At 69.9% G+C, this 14,672-nt stretch carries 14 protein-coding genes; 10 read left to right on the plus strand and 4 right to left on the minus strand.

Annotation, left to right across the window (positions count from 1 at the left end; genetic code table 11):
- Nucleotides 1-95 precede the first annotated feature (95 nt).
- The 4 genes from OIE67_RS44395 to OIE67_RS44410 all read left to right on the plus strand — a co-directional run bounded on the left by OIE67_RS44395 (nt 96) and on the right by OIE67_RS44410 (nt 5,307).
- Entirely contained in the window at nt 96-1,367 is a 1,272-nt protein-coding gene (locus tag OIE67_RS44395; RefSeq protein ID WP_326631844.1) for a Gfo/Idh/MocA family protein, read from the plus strand.
- A complete protein-coding gene (locus OIE67_RS44400; RefSeq protein ID WP_326631846.1) occupies nt 1,364-2,620 on the plus strand; it encodes a mannitol dehydrogenase family protein in 1,257 nt (418 codons plus the stop codon). The genes OIE67_RS44395 and OIE67_RS44400 overlap by 4 nt, the downstream gene beginning before the upstream one ends.
- Before the next feature lie 155 nt (nt 2,621-2,775).
- Nucleotides 2,776-3,987, plus strand: a complete 1,212-nt coding sequence (locus OIE67_RS44405) for a hypothetical protein (RefSeq protein WP_326631848.1) — start codon at nt 2,776-2,778, stop codon at nt 3,985-3,987.
- A 33-nt stretch (nt 3,988-4,020) separates the two neighbouring features.
- Nucleotides 4,021-5,307, plus strand: a complete 1,287-nt coding sequence (locus tag OIE67_RS44410) for a putative glycoside hydrolase (protein ID WP_326631850.1) — start codon at nt 4,021-4,023, stop codon at nt 5,305-5,307.
- Between the two features lie 67 nt (nt 5,308-5,374).
- On the opposite strand, the gene OIE67_RS44415 is transcribed toward OIE67_RS44410, so the two are convergent.
- The gene (locus OIE67_RS44415) at nt 5,375-6,373 is read right to left on the minus strand and encodes a LacI family DNA-binding transcriptional regulator (protein ID WP_326631852.1); all 999 of its coding nucleotides are present in this window, start codon (nt 6,371-6,373) and stop codon (nt 5,375-5,377) included.
- A 313-nt stretch (nt 6,374-6,686) separates the two neighbouring features.
- On the opposite strand from OIE67_RS44415, the gene OIE67_RS44420 reads away from it, so the two are divergent.
- From OIE67_RS44420 to OIE67_RS44440, 5 genes are read left to right on the plus strand one after another with little or no spacing between them, the layout of a single operon-like run.
- Entirely contained in the window at nt 6,687-8,276 is a 1,590-nt protein-coding gene (locus OIE67_RS44420; RefSeq protein ID WP_326631854.1) for an ABC transporter substrate-binding protein, read from the plus strand.
- A gap of 7 nt (nt 8,277-8,283) precedes the next feature.
- Nucleotides 8,284-9,327, plus strand: a complete 1,044-nt coding sequence (locus OIE67_RS44425; protein ID WP_326631856.1) for an ABC transporter permease — start codon at nt 8,284-8,286, stop codon at nt 9,325-9,327.
- Nucleotides 9,327-10,244, plus strand: a complete 918-nt coding sequence (locus tag OIE67_RS44430; protein ID WP_326631858.1) for an ABC transporter permease — start codon at nt 9,327-9,329, stop codon at nt 10,242-10,244. Before OIE67_RS44425 ends, OIE67_RS44430 begins: the two co-directional genes overlap by 1 nt.
- Entirely contained in the window at nt 10,244-11,257 is a 1,014-nt protein-coding gene (locus tag OIE67_RS44435; protein WP_326631860.1) for an ABC transporter ATP-binding protein, read from the plus strand. The genes OIE67_RS44430 and OIE67_RS44435 overlap by 1 nt, the downstream gene beginning before the upstream one ends.
- Nucleotides 11,257-12,261: an ABC transporter ATP-binding protein gene (locus OIE67_RS44440; protein WP_326631862.1), complete on the plus strand. Its 1,005-nt coding sequence runs from the start codon at nt 11,257-11,259 to the stop codon at nt 12,259-12,261. Before OIE67_RS44435 ends, OIE67_RS44440 begins: the two co-directional genes overlap by 1 nt.
- Here OIE67_RS44440 and OIE67_RS44445 read toward each other — a convergent pair.
- A complete protein-coding gene (locus OIE67_RS44445; RefSeq protein WP_326631864.1) occupies nt 12,221-13,051 on the minus strand; it encodes an alpha/beta fold hydrolase in 831 nt (276 codons plus the stop codon). The two genes, OIE67_RS44440 and OIE67_RS44445, sit on opposite strands and share 41 nt — an antisense overlap.
- A 57-nt stretch (nt 13,052-13,108) precedes the next feature.
- Here OIE67_RS44445 and OIE67_RS44450 point away from each other — a divergent pair, with 57 nt between their 5' ends.
- The gene (locus tag OIE67_RS44450) at nt 13,109-13,591 is read left to right on the plus strand and encodes a MarR family winged helix-turn-helix transcriptional regulator (RefSeq protein ID WP_326631866.1); all 483 of its coding nucleotides are present in this window, start codon (nt 13,109-13,111) and stop codon (nt 13,589-13,591) included.
- 23 nt (nt 13,592-13,614) lie between these two features.
- Here OIE67_RS44450 and OIE67_RS44455 read toward each other — a convergent pair whose 3' ends face one another.
- The gene (locus OIE67_RS44455) at nt 13,615-13,854 is read right to left on the minus strand and encodes a hypothetical protein (RefSeq protein ID WP_326631868.1); all 240 of its coding nucleotides are present in this window, start codon (nt 13,852-13,854) and stop codon (nt 13,615-13,617) included.
- Between the two features lie 124 nt (nt 13,855-13,978).
- Nucleotides 13,979-14,470, minus strand: a complete 492-nt coding sequence (locus tag OIE67_RS44460; RefSeq protein ID WP_326631871.1) for a hypothetical protein — start codon at nt 14,468-14,470, stop codon at nt 13,979-13,981.
- Nucleotides 14,471-14,672 lie beyond the last annotated feature (202 nt).

A 14,672-nucleotide genomic window follows, 5' to 3' on the forward strand; every position in this document is an offset into this window, starting at 1 on the left:
TGCAAGCGTTTGTTGCAATTTCATGAGCAGTCTCGGCATTATGGCACGGAACCCGACGAGGATCACATGACTGCGTTTGCAGGAGGCTGACACGTATGAAGCGGTACGTCGTATGCGGGCTGTCCAACCGGGGGCTGGCGAGTTTCGTGCTGCCCCTGCTCGACCACGGTGACACCGTCGCGGGCGTGGTGGATCCCGACCGGGCGCGGGTGGAGTCGTTCAACGACTCGGTGCTGCCCGAGGGGCACGAGCGCCTGCCCTGGTACGCGCCAGACGACTTCGACCGGATGGTGGACGAGCTGGCGCCCGACACGGTGATCGTCGCCTCCCCCGACCACACCCACGCCGGCTACATCGTGGCCGCGCTCGCCCGCGACCTGGACGTCATCTCCGAGAAGCCCATGGTCACCACCGCCGCCGACGCCGTCCGCGTCCTCGACGCCGAGCGTGACAGCAAGGGATCGGTGCTGGTCACGCACAACATGCGCTACATCCCGCGGCACCGCCAGATCAAGCGGCTGATCCAGGACGGCCGGCTCGGCCGCATCACCCACGTCGCCCTCGACTACCACGTGGACGTACGGCACGGCGGCAGCTACTTCCAGCGCTGGAACCGGGTGCGCGCGCTGTCCGGCGGCCTGTCGGTGCACAAGGGCTGCCACCACCTCGACCTGGTCTCCTGGTGGATCGACGCCGCTCCCGAGCAGGTCTTCGCCTACGGCGCGCTCAACTACTACGGCCCCGGCAGCCCGCACCGCCCCCGCGACGCCGCCGGCCTGCCGTACACGGGAGCCGACCTGTACGAGCGCGACCCCTACTACCGGGCACAGGCGGGCAGCGGCGCCTTCGCCGAGCCCGGCGGCGTCCGCACCGGCCTGTACGGCCTGGCCTACGAGCACCAGTACCCCGACGACACCTACCTCTACGACGACGAGATCGACATCGAGGACACCTACTCCGCACTGGTCCGCTACGACAGCGGCGCGAGCCTGGCCTACAGCCTCGACTTCTCCTCCCCCTGGGAGGGTTACCGGGTGCTGATCAGCGGCACGCACGGCCAGATCGAGTCCCGCCACGGCAGGACCCCGGACGGGACACCGCTCCCGGGCTCGGACACGTTCACGTTCTCACCTCTGTTCGGCGAGCCGGAGACGATCGAGGTGATCGTCCGCGAGGGCGGGCACGAGGGCGCGGACCCGCTGCAGCGAAGCGACCTGTTCGGCGAGCCCGCGCCGGAGTCGCTGCGCGACAACCTGCTCGCCGACGCCCGCCAGGGGGCGCTGGCGGTGGCGACGGGCGAGGCGATCTGGCGCTCGGCGGTGGAGGCGCGCCCGATCGACATCGCCGAACTCCTCGCCGAGTCATGATCGTGCACTTCGGGCTCGGCGCCTTCCACCGTGCCCACCAGGCCGTGCACACGCAGGAGGCGGGCGACGGCTGGGCGATCTGCGCGGTGGCGCCGCGCTCCCCCGACGTCGTCCGCGCGCTGCGCGCCCAGGACCACCGCTACACGCTGCTGGTACGCGACGGCGACGACGTCTCCGCCACCGAGATCTCCTCGGTACGGCGAGTCCTGCACGCGCCCACCGAGACCGAGCAGGTCGTCCGGCAGGTGGCCGACCCCGCGACCCGGGTGATCACGCTGACGATCACCGAGAAGGCCTACGCCGACACCCGGCCGGGCAGTGCGATCGGCCTGCTGGCGGCCGGCCTGACACGCAGGGGCGTGGACGGAGGCGGCCCGGTGGCGGTGGTCAGCTGCGACAACCTGCTCGCCAACGGCCGGCGGCTGCGCGAGGCCGTGCGGAACGCCTGCGGCAGCGTGCCGGAGGGGGTGTCGTTCCCGGCCACGGTGGTGGACCGGATGGTGCCCGCCACCACCCGGGAGGACCTGGCGACCGCCGCGAAACTGACCGGGCGGGAGGACCTGGCGGCCGTGGTGGCCGAGCCGTACAGCCAGTGGGTGCTCCAGGACGACTTCCCCGGCGGCCGGCCGGCGTGGGAGCGGGCGGGCGCGCGGTTCGTCGCCGACGTGGAGCCGTACGAGCGGGCCAAGCTGCGCATCCTCAACGGCGCGCACAGCACGCTCGCCTACACCGGCGCGCTGACCGGCGCCGAGCACGTCGCCGACGCGCTCGGCGACCCGGTGCTCGCCCGCCTGGCCGGGCGGCTGATCCGTGAGGACGTGCTGCCCACGCTGACCGCGCCGCCCGGCGTGGACCTGCGCGAGTACGGCGAGCGGGTGCTGGCCCGGATGCGGAACCGGGCGCTGCGCCACCGGTGCGCGCAGATCGCCATGGACGGGTCGCTCAAGGTGCCGATCCGCCTGCTCGGCACGGTGCGGGACCGGCTGGCCGCCGGGGGGATGCCGCGCTGGGCCTGCCTCGCGGTGGCCGCCTGGCTCAGGCACGTCACCGTCTCGGCCGACGACGCCGGGCGTCCGGTCGAGGTCAGCGATCCGCGCGCCGACGAGCTGCGACGGCTGGCGCACGACCCGCGAGGGCTGCTCGCCGCGGTGGCTCCCGATCTGGCCGACCACGCGGAGGTCGCCGGCCGCATCAGAGCCGACCTGGCCGATTTCGCCGCGTACGGCGTTCGCGACTGCCTCAGCGGAGCCTGAACGACCGCGTTGCGGCAAACGATCTCAGATCGTGCTGCTACTCAAGCCTTGCAAAGTGAATGATTGCATTTGCAGTATTGCGGCAATCGTTTGCGGTCACTAGGTTCGATGTCATCGGCCGTGGCGTCGGGACGCCCTCGACGAAGGAGTTGATCATGGACAGCAGCTCGCGGATCGAATCTCACCCGAGCCGCCGGCAGATCCTGGCCGGCGCGGCGGCACTGACGGCAGGCGCTCTGTGGCCGGGGGCACGTCCGGCCAACGCCGCGTCGCTGCTCCTGCCCGACCCGTCCGCCAACGGCATCGCCCGCGGCCAGATCTTCGACAACCAGATCCCCGACAGATCGGTCTACACCGGGCTGGTGGACTTCGTCTGGGGAGCCTCCACCTTGGCGCAGCCCGCCGGCACGGTGCCCTCCGGCTACCTGCCGGCCTTCCGTGACTTCGACCGCACCCACACCCTGGCCTGGTACCAGGCCAACCATCCCGACTGGGTGGTCTACCAGGCCGACCGGGTCACGCCTGCGTGGGAGTTCGGCAACACGCTCTACGTGCCGATCGACATCACCAACGCGGCCGTGCGGACGTACTACTTCAGCACGTTCGTGCAGCCGCTGATCGACCAGGGCTACCCGATCATCGGCTTCGACAACGTCGCCACCCCCAACGTCTACAACAGCGCCGGGCACTACGACGCGGACGGCGCCTGGGTCCAGCAGTACGACGGCCGCGACGACCGCGCGTGGCCGGCGGCGGTGCTCGGCTGGCTCGGCTACCTGGCTGGTCAGCTGCACACCCGCGACGTCGCCATGGCGGCCAACATCACCTGGAACGCCTCGGTGGTCCTGTCCGACATCCAGCAGGCGGTGGGCCTCGTCGACATCTACGTGGACGAGCAGGGGTTCACCGTCCACCGCGACTCCAACTACAACGACCAGGCCTGGCGGGACAAGTTCGACTTCGCCAGGTCGGTCGCGCCGGGCAAGCTCTACCTGGCCATCAACCAGACCACGGCCGAGGACCTGGCCGACGCCTCGCAGGCCCAGGTCGACTGGGCGATCGCGAACTACTTCCTCTACCGCGAGCGGCTCAGCATGATGACGCTCTGCGGGGTGGGCCAGTATCACGTCTTCGTCGACCGCCCGGAGCTGCACACCGACATCGGCACCCCGTCGAGCGCGCCCGTCCAGGACACCACCGGCGGCTGGAAGCGCGGCTACACCGGCGGACGCGTCCTGGTCAATCCGAGCTCCACGCAGGCCGTGACGATGGTGCTGCCCGCCGGGACCTGGACCGACCTGCACGGCGCGACCCACAGCGGCCACATCACCCTGCCCCCGAACTCCGGCACCGTGCTCAGCACCTGAGTCCCAACCAGCCAGAACCAGCAAAGGAACGCGATGAAACCCCCCGTTGCCACCCTCGCCCGGCGCGCCGGCGTCGCCGCCGGGCTCGCCGCCCTCCTCACCACCACGGCGGTCGCGCTGCCGGCCGGCGCGGCGACGAGCGCCGCCGCGCCGAGCTCCAACACGCCGTGCCCGCCGCTGAACCCGGACCTGACCCTCCCCCAGTCGCCCGACCACGGCGTCTCCCAGGCACAGGTCTTCGACCGCCAGGTCCCCGACCCCTCCGTGTACGACGGTCGGGTCCAGTTCGTCTGGGCCGCGCTCAGCCCGAACCAGCCGCCCGGCGTCGTCGCGAGCACGTACATCACGATGTTCAGAAATGCCCCGCTACGGCAGTACACCTTCGAGTGGTTCAAGGAGAACCACCCGACCTGGATCGCCTACACGGCCGACCGGGTCACCCCGGCCTGGGAGTTCAACAACCACGTCTACACGCCGCTCGACGTGGGCAATCCCGAGGTGCGGCAGTGGATGTTCGAGAACATGATCGATCCGAAGATCGCCGAGGGCTTCAAGGTGATCGCGGTCGACAACGTGCAGGTGCGCAACGACTTCAAGCGCGCTGGGCACTACGACGAGCAGGGCAACTGGGTGCAGCAGTTCACCGACGACCCCAAGGACCCGGCCTACATCGACTATCTGACCGACTGGCTGACGTACCTGCGCGACGGGCTGCACGCGCGGGGCACCACGGCCGCGTTCAACGTCACCTATCACGGCGGGCTGCACGACCAGTACCAGGACAGCTCGCCCGAGTATCTGGCCGCGATCAGCCGGGCGATCGACATCTCCGACATCTGGCTGAACGAGCAGGGCTTCACCGTGCACCGGGTGGAGAACGTCAACGACGACGAGTGGCTCGGCACGTTCGAGCTGTTCAGGAAGTACCGCTGCAAGCCGATCGTGGTGGACAGCAAGCTGCCCACCGACTACTGGTACGAGTCCACGCCCGAGCAGCGTGAATGGGTGGTCGCCAACTACTTCCTGGTCCGCGAGCAGCCGACGATGATGGCCAGCACCGGGCTCAAGGACTACGCCGGCTTCAACGACGTCCCCGAGCAGCGCGCCGACATCGGCCGGCCGGTCGCGCCGCCGGTCAAGCACGGCCCGACGCTGTGGCAGCGGCGCTACGAACACGGCCTGACCGTGGTGAACCCCTCCTCCACCAAGTCGGGCGTGCTGCACCTGCCCCGGGGCACCTACACCGACCTGCAGGGCCGGACCTACACCCGTTCGGTGACGCTCTCGCCGAACTCCGGTCTCGTGCTCAGCGAGTCCTGACCGGAGCGCCCGTCCCCCATGTCGGGGGACGGGCGTGTCACGGCATCCACGCTGGGGGACGGGCGTGTCACGGCATCCGCAGGCCGGTGGAGCCGCGGATCACCAGCCGGCTCTCCAGCCGCAGCCGCGCCGCCTGTCCGTCCGCCGTGCCGCGGGCGACCGGATCGAGCTGGTCGAGCAGCAGGTCCACGGCCAGCGCGCCGACCTCGGCCGCGGGCAGATGCACCGTGGTCAGCGTCGGGTACGCGGCCCCCGGCAGCGCCCCGCAGTCCACGCCGATCACGCTGATCTCCCGCCCCACCTGCACGCGCCGCTCCGCCAGCCGGGCGATCACGCCGAGCGCGATCATGTCGTCGTACGCGACGGCGGCGCTGGCGCCCCGGAACCGGATCATGTCCGCGGCCCGCATCCCGGCCTGGACCTGCGGCTCGAACGGCCCGAGCTCGATCAGCTCGGCCCCGTGCGCCCGGCAGGCCGCGCCGATCGCCGCCCGCCGCCGCCGATCGGACCAGGACCGGCTCGGCCCCGACAGGTAGCAGATGCCGCGGTGCCCGAGCGAGACGAGGTACTGCACCGCCTCGTTCATGCCGGTGAACTCGTCGATCGCCACGCCGGCCACGCCCTCGACCTCCCGGCCGGCGAGGGCGACGGGCAGGCTCCCGGCGATCTCACGCAGCCGCGCGTCGTCCGTCCGCGGCGCGGCGAGGATGAGCCCGTCGGCCCGTTCGCCGAGCGTACGGGCGCGGTCCAGCTCGTCGGCCGCCCGCTCGCCCGTGTCGGCGAGCAGCACCGGATACCCCTTCTTCCAGGCCCGGTCCTGGACGGCCTTGGCCAGCACGGCGAAGAACGGGTTGGCGATGTCGGGGACGATCAGCCCGATGGTCGCCGTCCGCCGGGACAACTGCGGGCGCGTCACCCGGCTGGACACGTACCCCAGCTCCTTGGCGGTCCGTTCGATCCGGGAGCGGGTCTTCGCGTTCACCCGCTCGGGGTGCGACAGCGCCCGCGAGACCGTCGACATGGACAGCCCGCAGACCGCGGCCACGTCCGCGAGCGTCACCGTCATCCCCGGCCCCCTTCATGTCGTCGCTGCAATGACTGGCACCTCACCGCAAGCGTTTTGCAGCGAGCCGCCAGTGCCACAGCCTCACTGTATGCGCGGAAACAAGCCTCGCGACCGGATCATAACCGACAATTCATTGACAATTGCTGCAAGCGTTGGCAGCATCGTGCCGCGACCCTGCTCCAGTACCGCTGAAGACTCCCGGTCGCGATTGCCCGTGACTCTGCGCCTGTGGCGAGCCATGGCGACGAAGCCGGCCCTGTGCGGCCGAGAGGGGTTGACTGTGACGAAGTCGAAAAGAATCGCTTCAGGTGTCGTGTCGGCGGTGCTGGCGGCCTCGCTCGCGGCCTGTTCCGGCGGCGGCGCGAACGGCGGCGGAGGCGGTGCCGCGGGTGGCGGCGCGCCGCTGACCGTCGCCGCCTACTCGCAGCCGACGCTGCAGCCCAACTTCAACCCGTTCTCGCCGAACGCGCTGCGCGGCACGATGGGGCTGATCTACGAGCAGCTGTACGACTTCAACACGGCCGGCAAGTTCGAGTTCATGCCCAGCCTGGCGACCGAGATCGCCTGGGCCGACGCCGGCAAGACCCTGGACGTCACCCTGGACACCCGGGCCAAGTGGTCCGACGGCAGCCCGCTGACCAGCGACGACGTGGTCTTCACGTTCGAGTACATGAAAGAGCACGAGCTGCTCGCCCTGCCGCTGACCAAGGCGTCGAAGACGGACAAGGGCGTCCGGCTGGAGTTCTCCGAACCGGCGTACGCGATCGTCCAGGACATCGGCCGCACCGCGATCGTGCCCGCCAAGCTCTGGCAGGGCAAGAACCCCGACACCGAGCTCAACACCGTCCCGGTCGGCAGCGGGCCGTACAAACTGGGCCGGGTCACCGGGCAGCAGGCCGGTTTCGAGGCCCGCGACGACTACTGGAAGCAGAAGGTGCCGGTCGGCCAGATCAACTACATCACGACCAGCAGCACCAGCCTGCTGGCCCAGCAGCTCGTCCGGCACGAGGTCGATTTGGCCTACGCCGGCATTCCCGACATGCAGCAGTTCGTCGCCAAGGACCCGGCGAACAACCACCTGTGGCCGGTGCACGCCAGCATGAAGCCGCTGCTGCTGAACCTCAAGCGCAAGCCGTTCCAGGATCTGCACGTACGCAAGGGGTTCGCGCTGGCACTGAACCGCGAGCAGATCGCGAACGCCTACAACCCGGGCGTGTACGCGCCGGTGTCCGCGACCGGCCTCTACCAGGAGGACTGGACCGACTGGATCCCCGACGCCGACCGGGCGCCGCTGGCCCAGAACCAGCAGGAGGCGCTGGCGGAGTTCGCCAAGGCCGGCTACCACAAGAACGGCGACCAGCTCGTCGGCCCCGACGGCAAGCAGCTCACGATGGGCGTGCTCACGGTCTCGACCTTCGCCGACGGCATGGCCTACACGCAGGAGCTGGTCTCGCAGCTCACCCAGATCGGCGTCAAGGCCGCGGTCGAGGGCGTCCCGCCGACGGCGTACACGACGCGCGAGGGCAAGGGCGACTTCGACGCGATCTACGGTGACGCCTTCACCTATGGCGCGAACCCGTACAACTTCTACTCCTCGATGCTCGCGCCCGACAGCAAGCACAACTTCGTCGGCTGGGACGACCCCGCCACGAACAAGGCGCTGGCCGCGCTCGCCAAAGCCTCGCCCGAGCAGCAGAAGGAGGCGACGCTGCCGCTGGAGAAGATCATGGTGGAGCAGGTGCCGGTGGTCCCGCTGCTGGTCAAGGGCACGCCGTACATGTACTCCACGATGAACTGGACCGGCTGGCCGAGCGAGCGGAACCCGTACACCACGCCCGATCCCGGCGCGATCAGCGGCGTCTACGCGGCCAAGCTGGTGCTGTCGCTCAAGCCGGCCCTCTAGGAGCGTCATGGCAGCCCAGGCGACGGCCCTTCCCCTCAGCGGTCCCCTGCGGGCGCTGGCCGGCAGCGTGCTGGTCAAGCGGATCGCGTTCTACCTGGTCGCCGGCTGGGCCGCGATCACCCTCAACTTCCTGCTGCCCCGGCTGATGCCGGGCGACCCGGCCTCGGCGATCCTGCTCAAGATGACCGAGCTGGGGCCGGTGTCGCCGCAGCGGGAGGCGGTCGTGCACCGGCTCTTCGGCGGCGCGAACGGCGGCCCGCTCTGGGACCAGTACGTGTCCTACCTCGGCGGGCTGTTCCGCGGCGACTTCGGGCTGTCGATCGCCTTCTACCCGACGCCGGTCACCGACGTGGTCAGCTCCGGCTTCTGGTGGACGGTGGTCCTGGTCGGCACCGCGACGGTGATCTCGTTCGTGATCGGCACGGTCCTGGGCGCGATCGCCGGCTGGCGGCCGGGGCGGCGGTTCGACTCCATCGCCAGCCCGCTGTCCATCTTCGTGCACTCGGTGCCGTACTTCTGGATCGCCCTGATCCTCGCCTTCGTCTTCGCCTTCCAGTGGGGCTGGCTGCCGCTGGCCGGCGGCGCCGGGCGCAACGTCGAGCCGGGATTCACCGCCGAGTTCATCGGCAGCGCGCTCGAACACGCGATCCTGCCGGCCGCGACCATCGTGCTGACCTCGATCAGCGGCTGGCTGATCCACATGCGCAACATGACCGCCTCGGTGATCAACGAGGACTACGTGCTGCTGGCCTGGGCCAAGGGCCTGCACACCGCCCGGGTGGTCTCGGGTTACGCCGCCAGGAACGCGATCCTGCCCAGCATCTCCGGCTTCGCCGTCTCGATCGGCATGGTCGTCGGCGGCTCGCTGCTGACCGAGCTGGTGTTCAACTATCCAGGGCTCGGGAGCCTGCTCAACCAGGCCATCCTCAATCTCGACTATCCGCTGATGCAGGGCCTGTTCCTGGTCATCTCCCTGACGGTGCTGGTGATCAACTTCATCGCCGACTCGATCTACGTCCTGCTCGACCCACGGACCCGGGAGGTCTCCTGATGCGGCTGCGCCGCAAACTCCGCCGGCCGCGCAACCGCAAGGTCGCGGTCGGGCTGGTGATCCTGGTCGCGCTGGTCGTCATCGCGATCGTCGGGCCCGTGCTGGTGTCGGCGCTGCTCGGTCAGAGCGCGGAGCGGCTGCACGCGGGCGGGCCGCTGGAGCCGCCGTCGGGCCGGCACTGGCTGGGCACGACCACCGCGGGCGAGGACGTGCTGGCCCAGCTCGTCACCGGCACCCGTACCTCACTGCTGGTCGGGCTGACCGGCGGCGCGATCTCGACCACGCTCGCCGTCCTGCTCGGCGTGATCAGCGGCTACAGCACCGGCAAGGCCGGCGCGCTGCTGACCGCGTTCGTGAACATCTTCCTGGTCATCCCCGGGCTGCCGCTGCTGATCATCATCGCGAGCTACACCCAGGGCCGCGGCGGCTGGATCATGGTCGCGCTGATCATCGGGCTGACGAGCTGGCCGGGCGGCGCCCGGGTCAAACGGGCCCAGACGCTGTCGCTGCGCAACCGCGACTTCGTCCAGGCCGCGCGCTACGCCGGCGAGTCGAAGGTACGGATCGTGCTGCTGGAGGTGGCGCCGCACCTGGCGCCGCTGATCGCCTCCACGTTCCTGTTCGCCGTGGTCAGCTCGATCGCGGCCGAGGCCGGGCTGAACTTCATCGGCGCCGGCAACCCGAACACGGTCAGCTGGGGCACCATGCTCTTCTGGGCGCAGTCCCAGGGCGCCCTGCTCAGCGGCGCCTGGTGGTGGTTCGCGCCGCCCGGCCTGTGCATCGCGCTGATCGGCACCGCCGCCGGCCTGATCAACTTCGGCGTGGACGAACTGTCCGACCCCCGGCTGCGCGCCCGCGGCCAGAAGACGTCCCGTAAGGCGGGCCGGGCGACGGCGGCGATCGCGGAGGCGAGCTGATGAAGGATTCCCCCGTTCTGCTCGACGTGGCGGGCCTCACCGTCGAGTACGGTTCCGGCCCCGGCGCGGTCCGCGCGGTCGACGACGTCAGCTTCCGGCTGCGCCGCGGCGAGATCCTCGGCGTGGCCGGCGAGAGCGGCAGCGGCAAGTCGACGCTGATGACCGCGCTGACCCGGCTGCAACGCCCGCCGGCCAGGATCGCCGGCGGCGCGGTGACCTACCACCCCGGCAGCTCGGATCCTGGCATCGACCTGCTCGCCGCGTCCCCGGCCCGGCTGCGGGAGCTGCGCTGGGACTCGCTGGCGGTGGTGTTCCAGAGCGCGATGGCCGCGCTGAACCCCGTCATGCGCCTCGGCGCCCAGTTCGTCGACGTGATCAGAGCCCACCGCCAGGTCGGCAGGAAGGAAGCCTGGGCCCGCGCCGAGGAACTGCTCGAACTCGTCGGCATCCCGGCCAACCGGGTCCGCGGCTATCCGCACGAACTCTCCGGCGGCATGCGGCAGCGCGCCACGATCGCCCTCGCGCTCGCCTGCGAGCCCGAGATCATCGTGATGGACGAGCCGACCACCGCGGTCGACGTCGTCATGCAGCGGCAGATCGTCCGCCGCCTCATGCGGCTGCGCCGGCAGTTCGGCTTCGCCATCGTGTTCGTCACGCACGACCTGTCGCTGCTGGTCGAGCTCGCCGACCGGATCATGGTCATGTACGCCGGCCGCATCGTCGAGCTCGGCACCGCCGCGGACCTCTACCACGACCCGCGGCACCCGTACAGCCAGGGGCTGCGCGACTCGTTCCCGCCGCTGCACGGGCCGCTGCGCGAGCTGCGCGGCATCCCCGGCTCGCCCCCCGACCTGCGCGCGCTGCCGCCCGGCTGCGCCTTCCAGCCGCGCTGCCCGAAACGGCAGCCGGAGTGCACGACCACCCGGCCGCAACTGCCGCCGGCGGCCGAGCACGGCGCCGCCTGCCTGCTGCAGCAGCCGGCCGGCCTCCCCGGAAGCAAGGCGGTGCGTTGATGTCATCGACAGAGGCGATCCTTGAGGCGGTCGCCGTGACCAAGCGCATCCCGCTGCACGGCCGCGACCGCGGCCGCGTCGTGCACGCGCTGAACGGGGTCGACCTGACCCTGCGGCGGGGGCAGATCCTGGCGCTCGTGGGCGAGAGCGGCTCCGGCAAGAGCACCCTGGCCCGGCTGCTGGCGCTCGGCGACCTGCCCACCGGCGGCGAGATCCGCTTCGCCGGGAAACCGATCCGGCGCGCGGACCGCCGTGCCCACTTCGGGCGGGTCCAGATGGTGCTGCAGGACCCGTTCTCGTCGCTGAACAACCTGCACCGGGTGCGCTACATCCTGTCCAGACCGCTGCGCAACTTCGGCCGTACGCCGGCCGCCGACCTGGAGCGACGCGTCCTGGACCTGCTGGAACGGGTGAACCTCACCCCCACCGACGACTTCATCGACAAGTACCCGCACGAGCTGTCCGGCGGCCAGCGGCAGCGCATCGCCATCGCCCGGGCCCTGGCCGCCGAACCGGCCGTCCTGCTCGGCGACGAACCCGTGTCGATGCTGGACGTCTCGATCCGCCTCGACATCCTCAACCTGCTCGCCGAGCTGCGCAACCGCGACGGGCTCGCCATGCTCTACATCACCCACGACATCGCCAGCGCCCGCTACTTCGCCGACGAGATCAGCGTCATGTACGCCGGTCACATCGTGGAGACGGGGCCCGTGGAGCAGGTCACCCAGGACCCGAAGCACCCGTACACGAAACTCCTGCTAGCCGCCTCCCCCGACCCCGACCGGCCGACCGCCTCCTCGGGAACGGACGACCTGGACGATCCCGACGATCCCGACGATCTCGACGAGGAGGACCTGGCCGAACCCCCGGACCTGCTCGCCGAACCGACCGGCTGCCCCTTCGCCCACCGCTGCCCCCACGCGACCCCGACCTGCTCCACCGAGGCGCCACCGGCGCACACGTTCACCACCGGTCACTGGACCCGCTGCTGGCTGTACCCCTGACCGTGCCTTTTGCGGAGACACGCTCCAGAAAGTCCATGACGATCTGGTGGTAGACGTCCGGACGCTCCATGTTCGGATAGTGGGCCGCACCGTCGACGGTGACGGTGCGGCCGTCGGCGACGGCGCAGGCGACCCGCTCCGCCATGCCGATGTGATCGGGCGAGTCGAGGGCGCCGTGGACGGCCAGCACGGGTACGTCGATTCTGGCGACGCGCTCCCAGGTGTCGCGTACGGGAACGAGCAGATCAGGTTCATCGGCGGTGTGCTTGGCCATGGTCCGCCTGGCCATGTGCCGCAGCCGGCGCACGACCTCGGGATCGCAGTCGTCGAGGCTGCGGTGCGGGCCGGCCACGAACGCCATGAACCCCTCGACCGACCCCTCCAGGTCGCCTGCCGCCATGGCCGCGTGCCAGGTGGTCATGCGCTGGACGGTCCAGGGGTCGGTGAAGTACGGCTCACCGGTGCCGGCGCCGGTGATGACCAGGGCGCTGACCAGTTCGGGATGCTCCAGCGCGGTCTCCACCGCGACGCTCGCGCCCATGGAGACACCCACGAGCACGGCCGGGCCCGTACGGAGATGACGCAGCAGGACGGCGAGGTCGTCGGTGAGCCGGTACGGCTCGGTGGCGTTGGCGGACCGGCCGTGACCGCGAGCATCGGGCGCGATGACACGGTAGCGCCCGGCGAACTCCGCAATTTGCGCCTCCCACATGCCGTGATCCACGAAGCCGCCGTGCAACAGGACCAGGGGCCGGCCACTGCCGACGTCGAGCCAGAACACATCATTCATGACAACCAAGGTGTCATCTTGGCTCGAATATGACAACTCAGGTGTCATCATGAAACGGTGCGCGAACCCGACCGGCCCCAGCCACCCCCGTCGCCGTCCGAACTCCCCGACCGCCTCGCCGAGGTGTTCGACCTGGTGGGCCCGCTCTACCGGCGCGCCCACCGCAAGGTGGAGCAGGACGCGCCCATCGAGGGCCTGTCGGTCGGCGTACGCGCCGTCCTCGTCCTGCTACACGAACACGGCCCCATGACCGTCCCCCAGCTGGGCAGGGCGCAGGCGCTGAGCCGCCAGTTCGTCCAGCGCATGATCAACGACGCGGCGGCACGCGACCTGGTCGAGTCCATGCCCAACCCGGCCCACAAACGCTCCTCACTCATCCGCCTCACGGAGGAGGGCAGAACCGCCATCACCGCCGTGATCGACCGCGAACGCGCGGTGCTCCGGCAGGCCGGCGGCGACCTGACCGAGGCCGACGTCACCGCCTGCATCCGAGTCCTCACCCGCCTCCTGCACTTCCTCGACCACGTCGACGTGGACTGATCCGCGCGGATAAACGACGCGCATCACCCACCTGGCCGCGTCGTGGCGGCCCTCTGAAGCTCCTCGACGAACGGCCACAGAGGGCTGTCCTTCTGATCGAAGGTGTCGAGATCGATCCGCTGGTCCTTGTCGATGATCTTCGCGTTCGGCGCACTGACACTCACGGCAGGCGCCGGAACGGATCGACGGGCCGGCTCCTGTTCACCGCGATCCATCACCCGAACCCCGACCACGAGCACCGAAGCGACGCTCATGAGCACCATCAGCCAAGCCCGGCTCCTCCCGAAGATCATCGTTCACTCCGACGAGCTCGCAAGACGTTAGAACCACAGATCATCAGGCAGGTCACGCCCCGCCACAACCCCTGACCGGCTCGCACTGACCCCGCTAACCGAAACTCCAGCAATAAAGCAACTGATCTTCGTCACGAGCGCGGCGAGCCAAGTCTCGCAGCTCCGCGATCAGACCGGCTAACGAGTCGGGATCAGAGCCGTTCTCCGCCGCCCATCGCTCGCCGAGCTCGCCGAGTCTCCCGTCGGAAACGTCCGCGAGCGTGTCACGAACGTCCACCGGCAGTTCCTCGATCCCCGGGCCCACCAAGTACGGCGAATTCTCCGGAAGGGCCTCCAATTCCTGATCGGTCTTGGGCGCGTTCTCCGGAGGAGGATAGAGCTCAACCGTCCGCACGAGATCACTGCTGTAGGGCACGTTCCTGATCACCGCGATCAGTCCCGACAGCGAATCCCACGGGTTGAACCACTTGCTCTCTACGGTATCGAAGGCCGGCCTGCCAGGCATCCCGACCACGCGGGGGTAATCCGGTTTCTCCACGGCCGCCTGTCTGTTCGCCGCCCGGTAATAGTCGTAGAAGACCCCCATCCGAACCCCTCCGGCCTTGATCGCCTGACTTCCATGCCCACGACAGACGCGTACCTATGCGAGAAAGGCGCCCGGCCCCGCCGCGAACTGTCGATCCTCAACCCGATCCCGCCACCATCATCCCGGCCTGATCAAGCACTGGCTACACCAAGACGTTCGAGGCCAAGGACTCTGAGGCGCCGAAAGCGGCGACTCCTGACCA

The organism is Nonomuraea fuscirosea (genome assembly GCF_035917475.1).
Lineage (GTDB): Bacteria > Actinomycetota > Actinomycetes > Streptosporangiales > Streptosporangiaceae > Nonomuraea > Nonomuraea fuscirosea.

Bases quoted from the DNA above. Each gene is read 5' to 3' on its own strand.
- OIE67_RS44395 (WP_326631844.1), top strand. From the start codon at position 96: ATGAAGCGGTACGTCGTATGCGGGCTGTCCAACCGGGGGCTGGCGAGT.
- OIE67_RS44400 (WP_326631846.1), top strand. From the start codon at position 1,364: ATGATCGTGCACTTCGGGCTCGGCGCCTTCCACCGTGCCCACCAGGCC.
- OIE67_RS44405 (WP_326631848.1), top strand. From the start codon at position 2,776: ATGGACAGCAGCTCGCGGATCGAATCTCACCCGAGCCGCCGGCAGATC.
- OIE67_RS44410 (WP_326631850.1), top strand. From the start codon at position 4,021: ATGAAACCCCCCGTTGCCACCCTCGCCCGGCGCGCCGGCGTCGCCGCC.
- OIE67_RS44415 (WP_326631852.1), bottom strand. From the start codon at position 6,373: ATGACGGTGACGCTCGCGGACGTGGCCGCGGTCTGCGGGCTGTCCATG.
- OIE67_RS44425 (WP_326631856.1), top strand. From the start codon at position 8,284: ATGGCAGCCCAGGCGACGGCCCTTCCCCTCAGCGGTCCCCTGCGGGCG.
- OIE67_RS44430 (WP_326631858.1), top strand. From the start codon at position 9,327: ATGCGGCTGCGCCGCAAACTCCGCCGGCCGCGCAACCGCAAGGTCGCG.
- OIE67_RS44435 (WP_326631860.1), top strand. From the start codon at position 10,244: ATGAAGGATTCCCCCGTTCTGCTCGACGTGGCGGGCCTCACCGTCGAG.
- OIE67_RS44440 (WP_326631862.1), top strand. From the start codon at position 11,257: ATGTCATCGACAGAGGCGATCCTTGAGGCGGTCGCCGTGACCAAGCGC.
- OIE67_RS44445 (WP_326631864.1), bottom strand. From the start codon at position 13,051: ATGAATGATGTGTTCTGGCTCGACGTCGGCAGTGGCCGGCCCCTGGTC.
- OIE67_RS44455 (WP_326631868.1), bottom strand. From the start codon at position 13,854: ATGGTGCTCATGAGCGTCGCTTCGGTGCTCGTGGTCGGGGTTCGGGTG.
- OIE67_RS44460 (WP_326631871.1), bottom strand. From the start codon at position 14,470: ATGGGGGTCTTCTACGACTATTACCGGGCGGCGAACAGACAGGCGGCC.